This is a genomic window from Paenibacillus sp. UNC499MF, assembly GCF_900107975.1.
GTDB lineage: Bacteria > Bacillota > Bacilli > Paenibacillales > NBRC-103111 > Paenibacillus_F.
Map to the genome: position 1 here is coordinate 1 of NZ_FNVF01000010.1, position 17,362 is coordinate 17,362.

16 protein-coding genes and 1 pseudogene are annotated in these 17,362 nt (G+C 54.2%); 7 read left to right on the forward strand and 10 right to left on the reverse strand.

The genetic code is table 11. The features are described from left to right. Positions 1 to 399 precede the first annotated feature (399 nt). The 4 genes from ligA to C4S74_RS18770 all read right to left on the reverse strand — a co-directional run bounded on the left by ligA (position 400) and on the right by C4S74_RS18770 (position 6,244). A complete protein-coding gene (gene ligA, locus C4S74_RS18755) occupies positions 400 to 2,421 on the reverse strand; it encodes an NAD-dependent DNA ligase LigA (protein ID WP_103996820.1) in 2,022 nt (673 codons plus the stop codon). Positions 2,422 to 2,462: 41 nt separating this feature from the next. Then, complete coding sequence (pcrA, locus tag C4S74_RS18760; protein ID WP_103996821.1) at positions 2,463 to 4,796, reverse strand: DNA helicase PcrA; 2,334 nt, start codon at positions 4,794 to 4,796, stop codon at positions 2,463 to 2,465. A 50-nt stretch (positions 4,797 to 4,846) separates the two neighbouring features. Continuing rightward, positions 4,847 to 5,533, reverse strand: a complete 687-nt coding sequence (locus tag C4S74_RS18765; protein WP_103996822.1) for a heptaprenylglyceryl phosphate synthase — start codon at positions 5,531 to 5,533, stop codon at positions 4,847 to 4,849. Positions 5,534 to 5,821: 288 nt separating this feature from the next. Next, positions 5,822 to 6,244 carry a DUF6130 family protein gene (locus C4S74_RS18770; RefSeq protein ID WP_103996823.1) on the reverse strand — a complete coding sequence of 141 codons (423 nt, stop codon included), beginning with the start codon at positions 6,242 to 6,244 and terminating at the stop codon, positions 5,822 to 5,824. 144 nt (positions 6,245 to 6,388) lie between these two features. Between C4S74_RS18770 and C4S74_RS18775 the strand changes: the two genes are divergently transcribed. Then, a complete protein-coding gene (locus tag C4S74_RS18775) occupies positions 6,389 to 6,688 on the forward strand; it encodes a hypothetical protein (protein WP_103996824.1) in 300 nt (99 codons plus the stop codon). A gap of 80 nt (positions 6,689 to 6,768) precedes the next feature. Here C4S74_RS18775 and C4S74_RS18780 read toward each other — a convergent pair whose 3' ends face one another. The 6 genes and pseudogenes from C4S74_RS18780 to C4S74_RS27270 all read right to left on the reverse strand — a co-directional run. Continuing rightward, positions 6,769 to 8,286: a spore coat protein gene (locus C4S74_RS18780; protein ID WP_181024476.1), complete on the reverse strand. Its 1,518-nt coding sequence runs from the start codon at positions 8,284 to 8,286 to the stop codon at positions 6,769 to 6,771. An 81-nt stretch (positions 8,287 to 8,367) separates the two neighbouring features. Further along, the gene (locus C4S74_RS18785) at positions 8,368 to 8,616 is read right to left on the reverse strand and encodes a hypothetical protein (protein WP_103996825.1); all 249 of its coding nucleotides are present in this window, start codon (positions 8,614 to 8,616) and stop codon (positions 8,368 to 8,370) included. A gap of 177 nt (positions 8,617 to 8,793) precedes the next feature. After that, entirely contained in the window at positions 8,794 to 9,714 is a 921-nt protein-coding gene (locus tag C4S74_RS18790; protein ID WP_103996826.1) for a DUF4340 domain-containing protein, read from the reverse strand. Next, entirely contained in the window at positions 9,711 to 11,099 is a 1,389-nt protein-coding gene (locus C4S74_RS18795; RefSeq protein ID WP_103996827.1) for a GldG family protein, read from the reverse strand. Before C4S74_RS18795 ends, C4S74_RS18790 begins: the two co-directional genes overlap by 4 nt. 5 nt (positions 11,100 to 11,104) lie before the next feature. Then, positions 11,105 to 11,821, reverse strand: coding sequence for an ABC transporter permease subunit (locus C4S74_RS18800; RefSeq protein WP_103996828.1), 717 nt, complete (start codon positions 11,819 to 11,821; stop codon positions 11,105 to 11,107). A 744-nt stretch (positions 11,822 to 12,565) separates the two neighbouring features. Next, a pseudogene (locus tag C4S74_RS27270) lies at positions 12,566 to 13,295 on the reverse strand (ABC transporter ATP-binding protein); the annotation flags it as partial. 384 nt (positions 13,296 to 13,679) lie between these two features. Between C4S74_RS27270 and C4S74_RS26665 the strand changes: the two are divergent. From C4S74_RS26665 to C4S74_RS18835, 6 genes are all read left to right on the forward strand, one after another. Next, a complete protein-coding gene (locus C4S74_RS26665) occupies positions 13,680 to 13,856 on the forward strand; it encodes a hypothetical protein (RefSeq protein ID WP_219819067.1) in 177 nt (58 codons plus the stop codon). A 106-nt stretch (positions 13,857 to 13,962) separates the two neighbouring features. Then, positions 13,963 to 14,256 (forward strand): hypothetical protein, encoded by a 294-nt coding sequence (locus C4S74_RS18815; RefSeq protein WP_146065513.1) that lies wholly within the window; start codon positions 13,963 to 13,965, stop codon positions 14,254 to 14,256. A 126-nt stretch (positions 14,257 to 14,382) separates the two neighbouring features. Then, complete coding sequence (locus C4S74_RS18820; RefSeq protein WP_103996832.1) at positions 14,383 to 14,664, forward strand: hypothetical protein; 282 nt, start codon at positions 14,383 to 14,385, stop codon at positions 14,662 to 14,664. Positions 14,665 to 14,942: 278 nt separating this feature from the next. Beyond that, the gene (locus C4S74_RS18825) at positions 14,943 to 15,251 is read left to right on the forward strand and encodes an S-layer homology domain-containing protein (RefSeq protein ID WP_103996833.1); all 309 of its coding nucleotides are present in this window, start codon (positions 14,943 to 14,945) and stop codon (positions 15,249 to 15,251) included. A 182-nt stretch (positions 15,252 to 15,433) separates the two neighbouring features. Further along, complete coding sequence (locus C4S74_RS18830; protein ID WP_258042544.1) at positions 15,434 to 15,946, forward strand: sigma-70 family RNA polymerase sigma factor; 513 nt, start codon at positions 15,434 to 15,436, stop codon at positions 15,944 to 15,946. Further along, a complete protein-coding gene (locus C4S74_RS18835) occupies positions 15,933 to 17,255 on the forward strand; it encodes a DUF4179 domain-containing protein (protein WP_103996834.1) in 1,323 nt (440 codons plus the stop codon). Before C4S74_RS18830 ends, C4S74_RS18835 begins: the two co-directional genes overlap by 14 nt. Positions 17,256 to 17,362: the final 107 nt, after the last annotated feature.

A 17,362-nucleotide genomic window follows, 5' to 3' on the forward strand; every position in this document is an offset into this window, starting at 1 on the left:
TGCTGGTTGTAAATTAGTTCTGTTCAGTTTTCAAGGAGCTTACTTAATGTTTGCGTCACTTGCGGTGACAAGAACTAATATTATCAGGCTTTTTGACTATTTGCAACCCCTAATTTAAAAGAATTTTCTTCCAGGTGTTTAATGACGTTGAAAATTGGGTACAAGCCCGGAATTCAAATACTTCCTCTCCTTTAAGTGCCTAAAAGTGATTGCTGACTTTGTTCACTGTAGCCTGCCGATACTTGGCATCTATTGCAGCAGATCCATTCATTGCGGCTGTAGGAGAAACCGCAGAACGAACCAAGCCGTGCCGGAGTTTTAACGGTGGACTTCTTCTATATATAAGAGTAAAGACAAGGCCCGAACGAACGAGCCTTGTCTCTTGTATCCCAGCGGGGCTTATTGTTCTCCGAGCAGCTCCAGAAGTTCCTGCTCGTTATCTATAACGCGGATGCCAAGTGACTGTGCCTTGGCAAGCTTGCTGCCGGCACTCTCCCCGGCAATCACGATGTCCGTCTTCTTCGAGACGCTGCCGGTTACTTTGGCGCCGAGGGCCTCGAGCTTATCCGCCGCTTCGTCCCGGCTCATCACGCTGAGCGTACCGGTCAGCACGATGGTTTTGCCGAAGAGGGGATGGCTCTCGTCCGCTGCGGCGGCGGGCTTTTCTTCCGCGCGAGGGTGGACACCAGCCGCAAGCATGCGGGATATACTGTCCTGCATGAGCGGATCGCGGAAGAAGCTGTAGATGCTGTCGGCCACGATACCGCCGACATCCGGCAGCGCGATCAGCTCTTCGATCGACGCCTCCATGACTTTATCCAGGCTGCCGAGATGCTCAGCCAGCACTTTGGTCGTGGTTTTGCCCGTATTCGGAATGCCTAAAGCAAACAGGAAGGACGAGAGGTCGCACTCCTTGCTCTTCTCGAACGCGGCAAGCAGCTTGTTGGCTTTTTTCTCACCGAAGCGTTCCAGTTTGATCAAGTCGTCATAAGTGAGCCTGTACAGGTCCGCAGGATCGCGTACGCCCACCTCCTGATAGAGCTGTTCCGCCGTCATGACGCTGAACGTATCGATATCCATCGCGTCACGGGAAGCGAAATGAGTAATTCTGCCGATCATCTGAGGCCTGCAGCCCAGACGGTTCGGACAGAACAAGTGGGCTCCCCGCTGTTCAAGCGCAGTTCCGCAGGCAGGGCAATGATCCGGGTAAACGATTTCTTCCCCGTCGGTCTCTTCCGTGGCTTTACCGAGTATTTCCGGAATCACGTCGTTCGAACGCCGGATATAAACAAGACTTCCCAGAGCATGCTTCAAGTTTTTGCGTTCGATATCGCCGATATTGTTCAGCGTACAGTTTTGTACGGTTACGCCAGCCAAATCGACCGGTTCCACGCGTGCCACCGGCGTTATTTTACCCGTGCGTCCCACTTCCCATGATACGGATTCCAGAACGGTCGTAACCTCTTCAGCCTCGAACTTGAACGCGATAGCCCAGCGCGGAAATTTCTCGGTATACCCGAGCACTTCCCGCGTACGCATATCCGCCACTTTGACTACCGCTCCGTCGATGAGGAAATCGTAGCTCAGGCGATTGCTTCCGATACGCTCCAGTTCATCCATAACATCGTCGATAGAATCGAAAAACTTGATGTCCGGGTTAACTTTAAACCGGTTCTCCCTAAGAAACTCCACCATTTCCCGATGGTCGGTGAATCGGAGGTTATCGGAATAGCCCACATTATAGAAGAAAGCGCTCAGTTTGCGTTTGGCCGTTACTTGCGGATTAAGATTGCGGAGTGCTCCCGCGGCCGCATTCCGCGCGTTTTTGAACGGTTCGGCCGCCGTCTGATTGTACTGGTCCAAAACGGACAGAAACATCAGGCCTTCACCCTGCACTTCAATGATCCCGTCTTTATAAGGAATCTCCAGAGGGACGGAACGGATGGTTTTCACCTGTTCCAGAATTCCTTCTCCTACCGTTCCGTTGCCGCGGGTCGAAGCCTGGACAAGCGCCCCCTTGTCATACGTCAAATTGAGCGTAAGTCCGTCAAATTTAAGTTCGACGACGAAAGTCGGATGCGGCAGGGGATTGTCCGGGTTCTGTTTATTGTATTCGCCGACGAGTTTCAATACGCGCGTTAGCCATGCGTTAAGACCGTCTTTGTCGCGCGTCTTATCCAGACTCCACAGCCGGGAGAGATGACGGTGGGGTTCGAACCCTTTCAGAAGCTCGCCGCCGACACGTCTGGTGGGAGAGTTCGGAAGCGTCACTCCGGATTCCCTCTCCAATTCCACCAGACGGTCATACAGCTTGTCGTATTCGGCATCTGTAACTACCGGGCGGTCCAGCGTGTAATAGTTGTAATTGTGCTGCTCGATAGCTTCGATGAGTGTCTTCATCTCCGCAGTGAAGTCGGCCATCAGTCTTCTTCCTCTCGTCTCATCTATTCCTTGAATATTATTTATTGCTTCGTAATCGGCGCAAACTTGGCCAGCAGACGTTTGACGCCTACAGGCGCCGGAAAAGCGATCTGGAGCTCGGTATCGTCCCCTTTACCTTTGACCGCCACGATAACGCCTGTACCCCATTTGCCGTGGGATACCTTATCGCCCATCTTGAAGTCTCCAGGCTGGCTTCCCCCTGCCGCAGGGGCCGTACGCGGCGCACTGCGAACGGTGGAGGCTCCCGGAGAAGTCTTGCCGAATGAGGAAGCCTGGCTTCCCCAGGAAGAGCCTCCCGCTGCCGATTGTCCGAAGCTTGTGGAACCGGAGCTTCCGAAGCCGGAAGATGTGCGTCCGCCGAAGCTCGTACCGCCGCTGCGGGACCAGCCGGAGAATGTGCTGCCCCCTCCGCCGGAAGAGACAATCTCCATAAGTTCCTGAGGGATCTCTTTCAAGAACCGGGAAGGCGGGTTCGTGCTTGTCCGGCCGAAGAGCATCCTCATCCGGGCGCAGGAGAGGAAGAGATTTTCTTCGGCACGCGTGATTCCCACGTAAGCCAGGCGCCGCTCTTCTTCCAGCTCCTCATTGTCCGTGGCGGCACGGCTGTGAGGGAAGACACCTTCCTCCATTCCGATAATGAAGACGACGGGGAACTCCAGGCCTTTGGCGCTGTGCATAGTCATCAAGACGACAGAATCCTGAGGCCCCTCCTCCTTGTCCATCGTGTCTATATCCGCAATAAGCGCCAGATCCGTCAAGAAGGCGACAAGAGACTTGTCTTCATTGCGGGTCTCAAACTCGCTGGTAACCGACAAGAACTCGTCGATGTTCTCCAGCCGCGATTTGGATTCCAGCGTATTCTCACGTTGAAGCTCCATCCGGTACTGGCTCATTTCCAGTACTTTTTCCGTCAATTCCGTGACCGACAAGTATTCCACCATCCGGTGAAGGTTATGGATCATGTCACGGAAGTCCGCCAGCGCGTTGCGCGTTCTCGCCGTAATCTCCAGCGATTCCACTTCATCGAGCATAGCGAACATGGAGATGCCCCGTCTGGCCGCGAAATCGGCCACCTTATCCAGAGTAGTATCCCCAATTCCCCGTTTAGGAACATTCACGACCCTCGTCAGACTGATATCATCATCTGGATTCGAGATAAGTCTTAAGTAAGCCAGGATATCCTTGATCTCTTTACGGTCGTAGAACTTGACGCCTCCCACGATCTGATAAGGAATATCGGATTTAATTAGAATTTCCTCGATTACCCGGGACTGGGCGTTAGTCCGGTACAAAATGGCGTGGTCTCCGTATTTTTGCGCGGAACCGACGTTTTTATTGATTTCACCGGCGATAAAATAACCCTCGTCATGCTCGGAATCCGCCTGGTATACCCGGATTTTGCTGCCTTCGCCTTTGTCGGTCCACAGATTCTTGGCTTTGCGGCCCGTGTTGTTGCCGATCACCTTATTGGCTGCCTGCAGAATAGTCGAAGTGGAGCGGTAATTCTGTTCCAGTAAAATGGTCGTGGCGTTCGGATAGTCTTCCTCGAAATTGAGGATATTCGTGATATCCGCTCCCCGCCAGCGGTAAATGGATTGGTCGGAGTCCCCTACGACACACAGATTTTTGGACTTGTCCGCCAGCATCTGGCACAGCATGTACTGGGCGCGGTTCGTATCCTGGTACTCATCCACGTGGATAAAACGGAATTTATTTTGATAAAAGTCCAGAACTTCGGGCACATCGGTAAAAAGCTGGATCGTCGCCATGATAAGATCGTCGAAATCCAGGGAGTTATTGCTTTTGAGTTTTTTCTGGTACAGGGCATACACTTTGGCTACCAGACCGTCAAAATAATCTCCGATTTTCTGCTCAAGACGCTGAGGGGTCACCAATTCGTTCTTGGCTGTGCTGATCGCGGCCTGAACGGCTTTGGGCTCGAATTTCTTGGTATCGATGTTGAGTTCTTTCATGCAAGTTTTGATAACAGATAATTGGTCGCCGGAATCCAGGATGGAAAAATTCGAGGTAAACCCGATCCGGTCGATATCGCGGCGCAGAATCCGCACACACATGGAGTGGAACGTGGAAACCCAGATGTCATTGGCGGACGGGCCCACAAGGTGTTCGACCCGTTCACGCATTTCACGTGCGGCCTTGTTTGTAAACGTGATGGCCAAAATGCTCCAAGGGGCTACCCGCTTCGCTCCGATCAAATAAGCGATTCTGTGGGTCAGAACCCGGGTCTTGCCGCTGCCCGCTCCCGCCATAATGAGAAGAGGCCCTTCGGTCGCTTCCACGGCTTTACGCTGCTGAGGGTTGAGCTTCTGAACGGCTTGCTGTATATCAATCATGAGATTACCTTCCTTCCACGGCTGACCGGCCGATGCCGGTCCCCGCTTGTTTATATCAACGCCCGCACCGTTTCCAGCGCACGGTCCAAATCTTCATATACAAGGTTGCCGACCACAATCGTATCGGCGGCTTCGGCCGCCAGCTTCGCTTTCTCGGGACCGTCGATGCCGCCGCCGTAGAATAGCCGGGTTCCTTCCAGAACTCGTTTTGTCCTTCTGACGAGATCCATGTCGCCGAACGTCCCGCTGTATTCCACATAAAAAATAGGCAACCGCAGCAGATGCTCCGCCATGCGGGCATAAGCGACAACGTCACGTTCGGTCAAGTCGGTACGGGCTGCGGTCACCTTCGCGGCGGTAGATTCCCCGTTCAGGATGACATACCCTTCAACCAGAATCTCGTTCCAGTCCATGATAGCCCCGTATTCTTTAAGCGCCTCGTGATGACGGCCGAGAATCCACTGGGGATCTCCCGCATTAAGCACCATGGGAATAAAAAACAGATCAAAGCCCGGCACAATCGCTTCCGCATCGGACACTTCCAATATGCAGGGCACTTCAAATCCGCGTATCCGCGCAAGCAGATCCACTGTATTGTCAAACGTTACACCGGACGAGCCGCCGACAAGAATGGCATCGGTGCCGGACAAGCAAATACGCTCAAGAGCCTCGTCGGATATTTCCCGGTCGGGATCGAGCTTAAACACATGTTTCCAGGTTGAGCTGTCTACGATCAAAACGTTTCTTCCCTCCGCTCAAGCATAGGCGAAAAAGCCGCCCGTCTGCACTTCAATACCCTCAGTCTATGCTACGCGTCCGGGTGTGTCAAATAAGGAGACAGACCTCTTTTTATTATAAAACAGGAATGTACGTTCCCGAAAGGAAAACTTCCGTTTGGAGAGGTGGGAGTGAAAGGAAGCTTGGAGTTTTCGGCCCCGAAAATAAAAAAGAAACCGGTCCGAACGCGAGGTTCGTCCGGTGCCGGCTTGGGGATACCCGGTTATGTAGGACTCGAAAAAAACCGATTATTTTTGAATCGTTACATCGAAAACCTTCTCCACATTTAAAGGAACATGGTCGTTCTGCTGGAGGGACAGCTTGATCGTATGTTTACCCGGAGGAATGTTTTCGAGCCGGACCGGTGCGTCTGTCTTCAGCATCGCTTTCTGCACGCCGTCCACGTAAATGTGAAGGTGCCCTTCTCCCTCTTTGGGCGCAGCGCCCACACTGTCACCGGCGATCGTTAAATTATTTACCTTGTAGGAAATAACGGCGGACGTGCCTTCCTGCGTCAAGGTTGCATCGATAGTCGGGACCGCGCCCGAAACGGCTTTACTGCCCGCCTGATCCGATTTGTTCTGGAAACCGCATGCCGTCAAGGCCCCGCTGCAGGCGAAAACAAGGAGAAGCATGAGCACAAAAGATCGTTTAAAACTTATTTTACGCATGATTTAGACACTCCTTCGATTAATTAAAGTGGCCGGGAGGGACATCCCTGTAACTTGTATATGTGGCGCAATGAGGAAACATGCCAGCATCTTCGGGAAGGGCATAATGTAAACGGCGAAAAGGACGTGAGAGGAGAGGCGGCTATGGTCAAAAAGAAGGAGCCGGGCACCTGTGAATTATGCGGACGTCACGAAGTGGAGCGGACCGAGCACCACTTGACTCCGAAAGAGAAAGGGGGAACTTTTCTGCCGACGGCTATGCTTTGCATTCCTTGCCACAAGCAGATTCACGCCCTCTTTACGAACGAACAGCTTGAGCGCGGGCTGTATACGCTTGATGCGCTGCGAGGCGAAGAACGGATGAAGGCTTTTCTGAAATGGATCCGCAAACAGCCATCGACGTCTCTTCCGCGAATCCGCAAATCCCGGGAATTACGGCAATAAAAAAACGCCTTCGACGAGGCGTTTTTTGGATTGGTGCTATCGGCTGGCCGCCGTCTGACTAGAATGACGGGAAGGAGCCGTTAACCCTGCGGACGGTAAGCAGGCGGCCTGCCGCCGCCCTCTCCCCCGTACCGGGAGGGGTAGGGCTGCTGGGCGGACGGTGCCGCGGGTGGCGTCGGGCTGCCCTGCTGCTGCGGCTGCCGGCCGGCGTAAGGCTGGCCGTACCGCTGAGGATGGCCGGCAGAGTAGGCGCCTGCCTCCTGACCCGGCTGCGGACGGTAAGGCGCACGAGCCGGGGCCGGGCCCGGACTGCGGAAGCCGCCGTAGGACACTCCGACCGGGGCGCCGGAAGGGGCAGCGGGCTGCCCGTAGGCCACGGGCGGCGCTGCCGCGGCAGGCGTGCCGTAAGGCGCCGGTCCGCTTGTGGCGGGACGGCCGTACGGGGAGCGTGGAGCGGCATACGGCTGCGCGGGTACAGCGGGAGCGGGGACGCTTCCAAAGCGCGAGGGAGCTGCATGCACGGGGGCGTGGCTTTCCACCGGGGCGGCAGCGGGCTGCGCGGGCACGGCGGGCGCTGGCTGCTCCAGCGCAGCGGGAGCGGGGACGCCTCCAAAGCGCGAAGGAGCTACATGCACGGGGGCGTGGCTTTCCACCGAGGCGGCAACGGGCTGCGCGGGCACGGCGGGCGCTGGCTGCTCCGGCGCAGCGGGAGCCGGGCCACCTCCAAAGCGCGAGGGAGTTGCATGCACGGGGGCGTGGCTTTCCGCCGGGGCGGCAGCGGGCTGCGTGGGCACGGCGGGCACTGGCTGCTCTGGCGCAGCGGGAGCGGGGACGCCTCCAAAGCGCGAAGGAGCTGCATGCACGGGGGCGTGGCTTTCCACCGGGGCGGCAGCGGGAGCCGGGCCACCTCCAAAGCGCGAAGGAACTGCATGCACGGGAGCGTGGCTTTCCACCGGGGCGGCAGCGGGCTGCGCGGGCACGGCCGGCGCTGGCTGCTCCGGCGCAGCGGGATCTTCCGCTCCCATCTCAACAGTTTTCGCGGAAACGGAGTCTTCCTCTCCAGGATCGGACGGCCCGGAATGATAGGCGTCTCCGTATGAAGATTCATAAACGGGAGACGCGGAAAGAGAAGAATAATAATCGGGACGTTCTCCGAATATTTCAAGTTCTTTCTCTTCATATACAATCGGTTCTAAGACTGCCGTCTCCTCTTTGACGCTATACAAAGCCGAAGCCGCTCCTGCCGATGCTTCCGGGTCAGCTTCTTTCGCTTCCATACCGGCAAAATCTTTCCGGATAGCGGCTTCCAGTTCGGAGAGCGCACGATCATGGCTGGCAATCTCCTGTTGTACGTCTTCTCCGCTGGCGCTCCGGACTTTCTTCTCGTCCACGCGGGCCGCCAAAAGCCTGTACAGCTTATCCTGATCGTCCAGAGTCTGCTGAAGAAGCTGGCGGTAAAGAGCGCGAATGCCGGGCTGCCGGGCATCCCATGCGGCCGAAGCATATCTGGACGCAAGCCTTTTAAAATCCTCCATCGTCCGTTCGGCTGCCTCCCATTGTTTCTCCCCGGCTTGTTCACATTGAATTTCCTGTTTCATCTGTTGCCACCTCCATTTAGTCCATACGTCTTTTTGTAGAAACCCTCGACGGCCTAGAGCCGATAAATGCAGGGCAAAGGCTCATAATTCCGTGCTTCTGAGGGCAGCCAGAAGCTGCCGGGCACAGCTGAGGCGGAGCACAGCCAATTGCCCCAGTACCTCCTGAAGTTCCGCATCTGTGGAAGCTTCGGCTTCTTCGGCGCAGCGTTTTGCCAGCGTATGCTCAAAACGGATCAGGTCTCCCAACGACTGAAGCTCAGGAAGAGTGACCCTCTCCAAATGTTCTTCTTTGTAAACGGCACGATGCTCTCCGGCATGACTGATTAACATTTCCCTCTACCCCCTGAACTGTTTTTATTAGCATGCCCATTTTTACCCATCCTATGTACTCCCTCTCCTCACCTCCCAGCTTCTCAAACCCAGCTTCCGAGCATAAAAAAAGAATAAAAGCGCCAGGCGCTTTTATTCCTCAGTTGCTTTCCCTCCCTTACCGGAAGTCATGAGACGTTATTCCTTTTTTACGTTGGAAACCGCTAGTTCTTCCATGGCGGCCTGCGGAATGGCATAAGCCCAATCCCCACCCTGCTTGGCGATCCATACGGATTTACCGTCGGAGCGGCCGTTGTACGTGTCCTTCTGCTCTTTGCCTTCAACGGTGCGGACGATCTCAAGCTTCCACTCCCCCGGCTTGATCGAAGCATCGGCGGACGGTTTCGGCAATTCCTGCGTTTGCATGAAAAGCACTTTGTCCAAAACCTGAGTCGCCTCCGCTCCCTCGATCTCACGGTCAGGCAGCTTCCACTTGGACTGGGCCGCGGATTTATCGGCCTCGTTCTTCGTCAGGGACCATTTATGATCCTTCCAGGAGAACGTGACGCTTTTAACCTGATCGTAATCGAATTTCACCGGACTTGTTTCCACGAAATCCAGCGGAGACTTATTTAAGGCGGACAGGGAGGATTCTCCGACCTGATAGACGGCAGGAGAACTTCCCAGCTGTACATAGACGTAGCCTTGCACCGGCGTTGGCGATCCTGCTTTCACTTCCTGTGAAGTACCGTCCGCAAGGTTTACCTTATAGACGGATGAAGGCTTGTCGAGCCCGTATTTGGCCAGATCGGACGCCTTATCTTCCACGATCCTTTCCTGTGTCAGCAAGTTGAAAGAATCGATCCAGCCTTCGGTCAAATTAGGATTAAGCGGAGCGGCCGAGGGCTTGGTCATCGACCAATCGCCGTCCTTGCGGACCAATTCCGTCTGCTCGTCTCCGCTCAAGATAGAAAAGCTTTGGACATCCGCTACATTTACATGGACAAGAGGCTTGGATGTCTCCATTTGTTTTTCCTTGAAAAAATCCTGGCTCCAGGCATACCAGAGACCGCCCAGAAACACGAGAATCAAAAGCAGCGCGGGCGCGAATTTTTTCACCCTTTTCTCCTCCTCCACCAGATAAACCCGCCGAGCAGCAGGAAGATCAGCGGCATAAAGACGATCGCCACGAAAAAGATAGTTTTGGCCTGCCCCGGAGTTAATGCGGCGGTTTGATACGCTTCATTCTGTCTGGGCCGGATCGTCACCTGATCTTTCTTCTCCTGAAGCCATCCGATGCTGTTCATCGCAAAATCCCGGTTTCCCTGCACGTTGATCTCCTGGTCCATCAGGAATGTGGAACCACCTAGTATGACAGCCTTAGGCTTGCTGTCTTTATCTTCTACCGCATAACCCAGGTTGAGCGGGCCCTTCACATCTTTGTCGTCCTGATTCGTCTGAGATTTCATCAGCCCGGCGATATCCGTTTCACCGTAGGCTTGAGCCGACGTCTTCAAGATCGGCGTGCTTTTAAAATCCCCCTCTTCTTGAGCGTCCAAGGCAACGGCCAGCGACATCATCGTCAGAAGATTGTAGTTTTTCAGCTTGGTCGTGATATCGTGATCCCCATACTCCGGAATAATCGTAAGCGGATCGTACAGGGTGCTCTGTTTCGCTTCGATGGCAACCGCATGCTGATCCTTGACGCCGTATGTATTCATCAAGGTATCGATATTTTTCCATTTTGACGCCATTTCCTGGCTGAAGCCGAGGGAGACGTACAGCTTGCCTTTTCCGCTCAGGTACTGCTTGATCAGTTCCGCTTCTTTGTCGTTCAAATCGGTTTGGGGACCGATCATGAACAGCATGTCGGCATCGTCCGGAATTTTGCCTTCCCGGTACAAATTAAGATCTTTAACCGTGTAATTCTCGCCTTCCAGGCTCGATTTCAGAACGGTCATTTCCTGGAGCGTAATTTCCTGGTGTCCCGATAAGAAATAAACCGTATGCTTTTCGGTGCTGGTCAGGCTTTTGACGGCCTGGGTCATCTTCTCTTCCCCGGCAAACTGATAAGAGCCGGAGCCCTGGCCGGCCGTGAACATCTCCTGGAAAGTGATCACTTTTTTCTGGCTGCCGCTTTCGAAAACGAGACTGCTCTGCTGTACGCCGTACTGCTGGACTTTGGAGGGCTCTTTCAGCATGTCGTACTGGTTATACGTAATCTTGCCCGTACGCTTGCCATATTCCTGAACCATGTCCGTCACTTCACGGGTCAGCACGCCGTCCGGATCCTCCTGAGGATTCGTAAATGCCGTCACATGGATATCCTTGTCCAGGCCTTTCAGGGTTCCCAGCGTTTGATCCGAGAGTGTGTACATTTTATTTTTGGACAAATCGAGCTGAAAATCTTTCAACGAATGGAGAAAGAAGGTCAGCAGAATAAAAATTCCGATGACGGCGATTGAAATCACCGCCGTATTTGTACCGCGCAGCCATTTCTTCATCGCTGTCACCTCCACCGTTTTCTTTCAAGGGTCTGCATGCCGAGAATAAGGAAAACCGCCGCAAGCGTCACGAAGAAAAGGATATCCGCTCCGTGAAGAATCCCCTTCTGCATATTGGCCATCCGTCCGCTCATCGAGAACTGGATAATCCATTCCCGGAACTTGCCGCCGAATCCGTCGGCCATCCAGTCGATCAGCCAGAAAAACAGAAGAAAAGCAAAACCCGCAATACCGGCCACCATCTGATTGTTGGATAACGTGGAGGCAAACAGGCCGATTGCCATCATAGCGGCTCCCAGCAGGAACATGCTGAGGTACGACAGCCACAGGACCGGCTGGTCCAATGTGCCGAAGGCCGACATGATCAGCGGGTAGACCAGACTGCACAAAGTAAGCAGAAACTGGACGATAAGCGCAGCCATGTACTTGCCCAGCACGATTTCGCCGATTCCGGCAGGTGAGGTTAGCAGCAGCTCATCCGTTCCATGACGGAATTCATCCGCCACCAGACGCATCGTAAGCAGCGGGATGATGAACAGGTAAATGAACGTAATATTACCGACCACATAGCGGATATCGATCAGGCTGGGCTGCACCATGACAAAATTCAAGTAAAACATGATGCCCGAGACCAGCACATAAAAAGCGAATGCGACATAAGAGGTCGGCGAGTAGAAAAACAGCTGCAGTTCTTTCGAGCAGATCGCCCACGTTCTACGCATCTTCGCCGCCCCCTTTCGATTGGCCTGCTACCTTACTTCCGGACTTATCTTTCAGCGGCAGCCATCTGCTGACCCGGTCCAGCTTGGACGTCTCTCCCCGACTGCTCTCCCGGTCCCCATCGGGATCTGCGGACAAGCTCTCGTCGGTCGTCAGCTTGAGGAAGATATCTTCCAGACTGAGGCTCTCCCGTTTCATCTCCAAGATGGGATAGCCCGCCTCCGCGAGACGGAAGAAAAGCGGCTCGCGGATGTCCGTACTGTCGGCTGACGATACGAGCAGCTTGACCGTGCCGGGTGCTTCCGGCGCACCGCCAGCGGGAGAAGCATCCCCCGGGCGGGAGACCGGCGTGGCGCCGGCCTGCTGAGGCTTCGCGGGGGCATCGGGCGCAGCCGGATCATCGACGGAGCCGATAGAGCCCGGCGCTTCGGGCAGTGCTTCCGGCACGTCTGCCGCATCAGCGTGCAGCTTCGTATCCGCCTGCGGCAGAGCCGTGGCGCCGGCGTCGGCGCCTGCCGCATCAGCCGGCTGCGGCGTACCCGCTTCGGCCGTCTCACCTGCCGCAGCCGGTGCAGCTTCACCCTCATCGGCACTGCCGGGGGCCGCTCCCTGCGCTTCCGCGTCAGCCGCCCAGCCGGCTTGGGACTCCCCGCTTGTCCGGATTCCCGGCAGATGGGGCCCCCCCGCATATACGCCGCCGGAAGCATCCGCAAGCTCCCGCACGGCGGCGATGCCTGCGGTAGAGCCCAGCAGCGAGATGACTTCCTCTCGCGGTCCCTTCACTTCCAGCGACACCTCGAATGTGTCGCCCATCGTCGCGCCAAGCATCTCCGGCTTCTCGTCGAGCACGATCTGCCCCTGGTTAATAATGAGCACCCGGTTGCACAGGGTATTCACTTCGGGCAGAATGTGCGTGCTGAGCAGCACCGTATGATTCTCCCCCAGCTCGCGGATCAAGCTGCGGATTTCAATAATCTGCTTCGGGTCCAGACCCGAAGTGGGTTCGTCCAGCACTAGCAGGTCGGGCTTATGGACGATCGCCTGCGCGAGTCCGAGACGCTGCTTGTATCCTTTGGACAAGCTGCGGATGATCTGGTTCTCGCGTCCGTTAAGCCCCAGCTTGTCGATAATTTCGTTAACCCTGCCCTTTTGCGCCCGGACAGGCACATCTCTTAGGTCGGCCACAAATTTAAGGTACGACCTCACGGTCATTTCCGGATAAAGCGGCGGTGTTTCGGGCAGATATCCGATCTTGCGCCTTGCCTTGCGGGGATGATCGGCCATGGACAAGCCGTCCACCAGGATGTTCCCGCCCGTCGGATTCAAGTACCCCGTAATCATCCTCATGGTAGTCGTCTTGCCTGCTCCGTTGGGCCCCAAAAAGCCCACGATTTCCCCGCGCTGCATGGAGAAATGAATATCCTTCACTCCCCGCGAGTTTTCGTAGAGCTTGCTGACTCCGTTCACTTCCAGCAATCCTGCCCCCTCCTTTTCAACTGTAAATTAGGGTGTTCATCAGTTACATATTCTCGTACAGATAGACAACGTTCTTTTGTAGAAGCCGTACTCAATATATCCAGGGCACAATAAAACAAGCTTAAACAAAACTGAATTTTGGATTAAAAAAATGTGTCTGAATTGTGAACGAAATATTTTTCCAAGTAAGTCCTTTCCACCATCTTCCTTATTTAAAAACTAGCTCAAAAGTAATCATTTCCTAAATCTTACTTCCTAAAATCCCGTATTGCGGCCTATACCAGCGGCACATTCCGCAGCGTATGGCAGGGCCTTACCTCTTTAAGAGGCGCGACGTTCACCGAAACGCTTAAAAATGGCGTGAAAGCGCTGGGACAGCAGCTGATGAGCAAAGGCTTCAAAGTAACCTTTTCTATGAATCTGGGCATCAGCTTTGCGTCGAAGCTTGCCTTTGAAGGAAAATTGCCTACCACCGGGGAAATTCTTCAGATGGGTGCAGAAAGCTTTGTCGGGGCGCTGGTTATCGATAAAGTCGCCGATCTGCTCAGCCTCAGGCCGTAAAGCCTTCGGCAAACGGATGGCCAACTATTTCGTCGGCGCCGCAGAAAGTTTAGCCGTCGATGCCGTGATCAAACGGAAAGAATCGAACTACGGAGAAGTCGCGCAGATGAGCTTTATCAAAGCTTTCATTCTGCAGCCTTTGTTTAAAGCCCGGTTAAACCATGTCCGTCTCAAGCAGGATATCGGGACCACTTTGGGGGAAGTACGGCAGCAAGCGCCCGATTTTGACGCCTCGAATGTATCTCGCAAACAAATGACTAACCGCTCGCTAGATCAGATGTGGCAGAATGAAATCAATCCGAATACGTTGAATCAGAATTCGATCGACCATTGGAACCGGCGCGGAAATCGGTTACCCAAAACCAGTTCGATCGGCTGGTACAGAATGATCAGCAGCTGAATAAAATCGAAGACACAGAAACTGGTTGAAAAAAGCACAGAGAAGGTCGTTGAGAAAGGGGTAGAAAATAACTACGGGTTAAAGCCGGGGAAATAACCATTCTTGCGAAAATTGGGACGTGATGCCATGAAACTTCTGGAGAACGTGAGTGAAAAAAAGTTAGCCAACTGGCTGTTTATCCATACGATTATCTTTTTTATAGGATTGTTGATCGTCTCGTATTTGGGCGGCGACCATGATTATATTTCATTTCGTACAGGCGTTATTATTGCAGCCGTGCTCTATGCCCCGGGTCTCTTCCTGCTTATTGCCTTATACATCCGGGCCGACCGACAGACACGCAAAGGATATAACCTGCGGCTCCTACTCGTATTGGCCCTTGTGGCCGCAAAATATACGTTCTTCTAAAGATGGACTCTCAAGTTCACATCAGCATCAGGTAGCGGCAATAAGCAAATATCCCGCTGTAAAAAGGAGGGATCTCTCATGAATCCGATAAAAATCACACTTCTGGCGGCTAGTGCAGCCTCTCTCCTGGCAGCCGGCTGCAGTTCCGGAGGAAACGGGTCCCCTCCGGATCGGCGTCCACGCCTGCCTCATCCGTCTCCCCGGCCAATTCCCCTAGTGCAGTGCCAAACGGAAGCCCGGCGCCTGCGGAAGTCGGCAAGGAGAAGGTTAAAGTAGAAGTGGTTGCTTCCGGGTCGAAAGAAACGGCTTCCGTAAGCACCCCGGTCACGGATATAGCCGGCCATCCGGCCGAAAAGGCTATGCCCGTGCTGCTCGAAAGCGGTGCCGTCAAGCCCGATGACGGCGGACGCTTCCGGCCGGACGAGCCGGTCACCCGGCGAGAATTTATTCATTTTAAAGCGGCGCGCACGCTGGACATAGAGCAGCTCTCATTTGAAAAAGATATCGAAGCAGCCGCGGCAGCAAACGTATCTTCGAAGGATTTTAAGATCACGGTCCGCTCCGACACGCGGAGCATTAAGTTATAAAAACCCGGTCGAAAACTAAAAACAACCACCAGGCAGTTGGAGCGGATTGCTTCCGGCTGCTTTTTTATATGCCCAAATCCCGGGTTTGGAAAAAAATATGTACTGGAACTCCGACGATTTTCCCTCCCGAACCGTCTAATAAAATAGAACCTGGAAGGAGGGACCTTTTTCTGGACACCGAAATGCTTGTCCGGGCGGCACGGAACGGGGACGATCAAGCTTTTACCCGGCTTATGGAAGAGGAAAAAGCAAGGCTGTACCGCATTGCCTACGCCTACCTTCACAGCCGACCGGACGCGCTGGATGCTCTGCAGGAAACGGCTTTCCGGGCGTTCCGCAGTATTCGCAAGCTGCACGATCACGCGTTGTTTTCCACTTGGATTACGCGTATTCTGCTGAATTATTGCGCCGATGAACGAAAGCGCCAAAAACGTACCGTTCCACCGGATTATGCGGCTCCGACAGAAGTATCCGGCCCGCAGCCCGACAATCTGGATTTATATATGGCCCTGGACAGCCTTCAGCCTTCCGAAAAACAACTCGTTATCCTCAAATATATGGAGGACTGGACCTACCCCCAGATCGCCGCTCTGCTGCAAATGCCGGAGAGCACCGTCAAAACGAGGGCGCGAAAGGCGCTCGATCAGTTAAAATCGATTCTCGGAAGGGAGGATAAAGCTTATGGAGGAGCATAACTGGCTGCAAAAAGAACTGCGCGGAGCGGCAGACGGGGAAATACCCGCCGAGGCGGACCTTGCCATTGCGCAAGGTGTTCAGAGAGCGAAAGCCTTACAGCGCCGGAACCGGACATCTTTAACCGCTGCGGCTTCTTTTTTCCTCCTGATTACTGTATTTGCGGCCTTAATCCATGTGTCTCCCGCTTTCGCCTCCGCGATCCGTCAGATCCCGGGTATGGAGATTTTCGTCCGGATATTGAGCACACAGGATAAAGGGCTGGCGCGTGCGTTCGATAACGAATTTTTTCAACCGATCAACATCTCCCGCACTCAAAACGGGGAAACTGTCACGCTTAACGGCATAATCGCCGATGAATCGCGGATCGTCGTTTTTTATTCGTGGGGCAATGCCCCCACCGCTCCGAAACACGGCCCTGAGGTTAAGCTGCGCCCTGCGGACGGAAGTCAGCTGCCGGCCTTAACGAGTTATCAGCATTCGCCCGTTCCTGCCGAACCTGTATCCTCGGGCAGCGACTATTTGGATGCGATGCTGGCAGAGGGTGCTCCGATGCCGGACGACTTCATTTTCGAAGCCAGGCTGGAAGGCGATGATGGTCCGGTAATGCAGATACCTCTCAAGCTCGACCGGGAGCTGTTTATGAACCGGGTAGAGACGATTCCGATCGGTAAAAGCGTCGTCATACAAGGTCAAACGGTCACGTTTAACGAAGCCAAACTTTATCCGACCCGGGTACTGCTGGACGTTTCGTATGAAGAAAGCAACACTAAGCAGCTTTTCGGGCTGCGCGACATTCATTTGGTCACCGAAAAAGGGGAACGCCTTACGTCCTGGAGCACCTCAAACGTTAGCGAGAATAAAAAAATAATGACCTTCGAAAGCTCCTACTTTACCCGACCGAAGGAACTATACGTGGAAGGCAGCCTGGTGACTGCTCTAGACAAAGATCAGTTGACGGTGACGCTGGATGCGGCAAACAAACAGATCCTGTCTCCGGACAACCGGCTTCAGCTTCTGAAGCTGACCGACCTGGGCGACAGCTATGCCGTGTCCCTTAAATTAAGCGGGCTGGAGTCCTCCTGGGACAATATGAGCTACACGACTTGGAGCGATTGGAAAGATGCGAACGGAAACACTGTCGAAGTATCAAACCGTACTTCAAGCAGGACTTTTGGAGAAGATCCTGAATCCAGCGCATCCCTGGAATCTTTTATGATTCCGAAGAAAGACAATGGCGGCGTGTTGACCACTACTTTACAAGAGTGGCCGAATCCTCTAAGAGAACCGTACCGCATTCGTATCAAGTAACGCATCTATAATCAAAAAAAGACCCGCCGGTTTCCGGCAGGTCTTTTTCTGGTTCCGTCCCGTACAGAGTCGGCGAGCTTGGTACGAAATCCACGATTCCGTCCCTA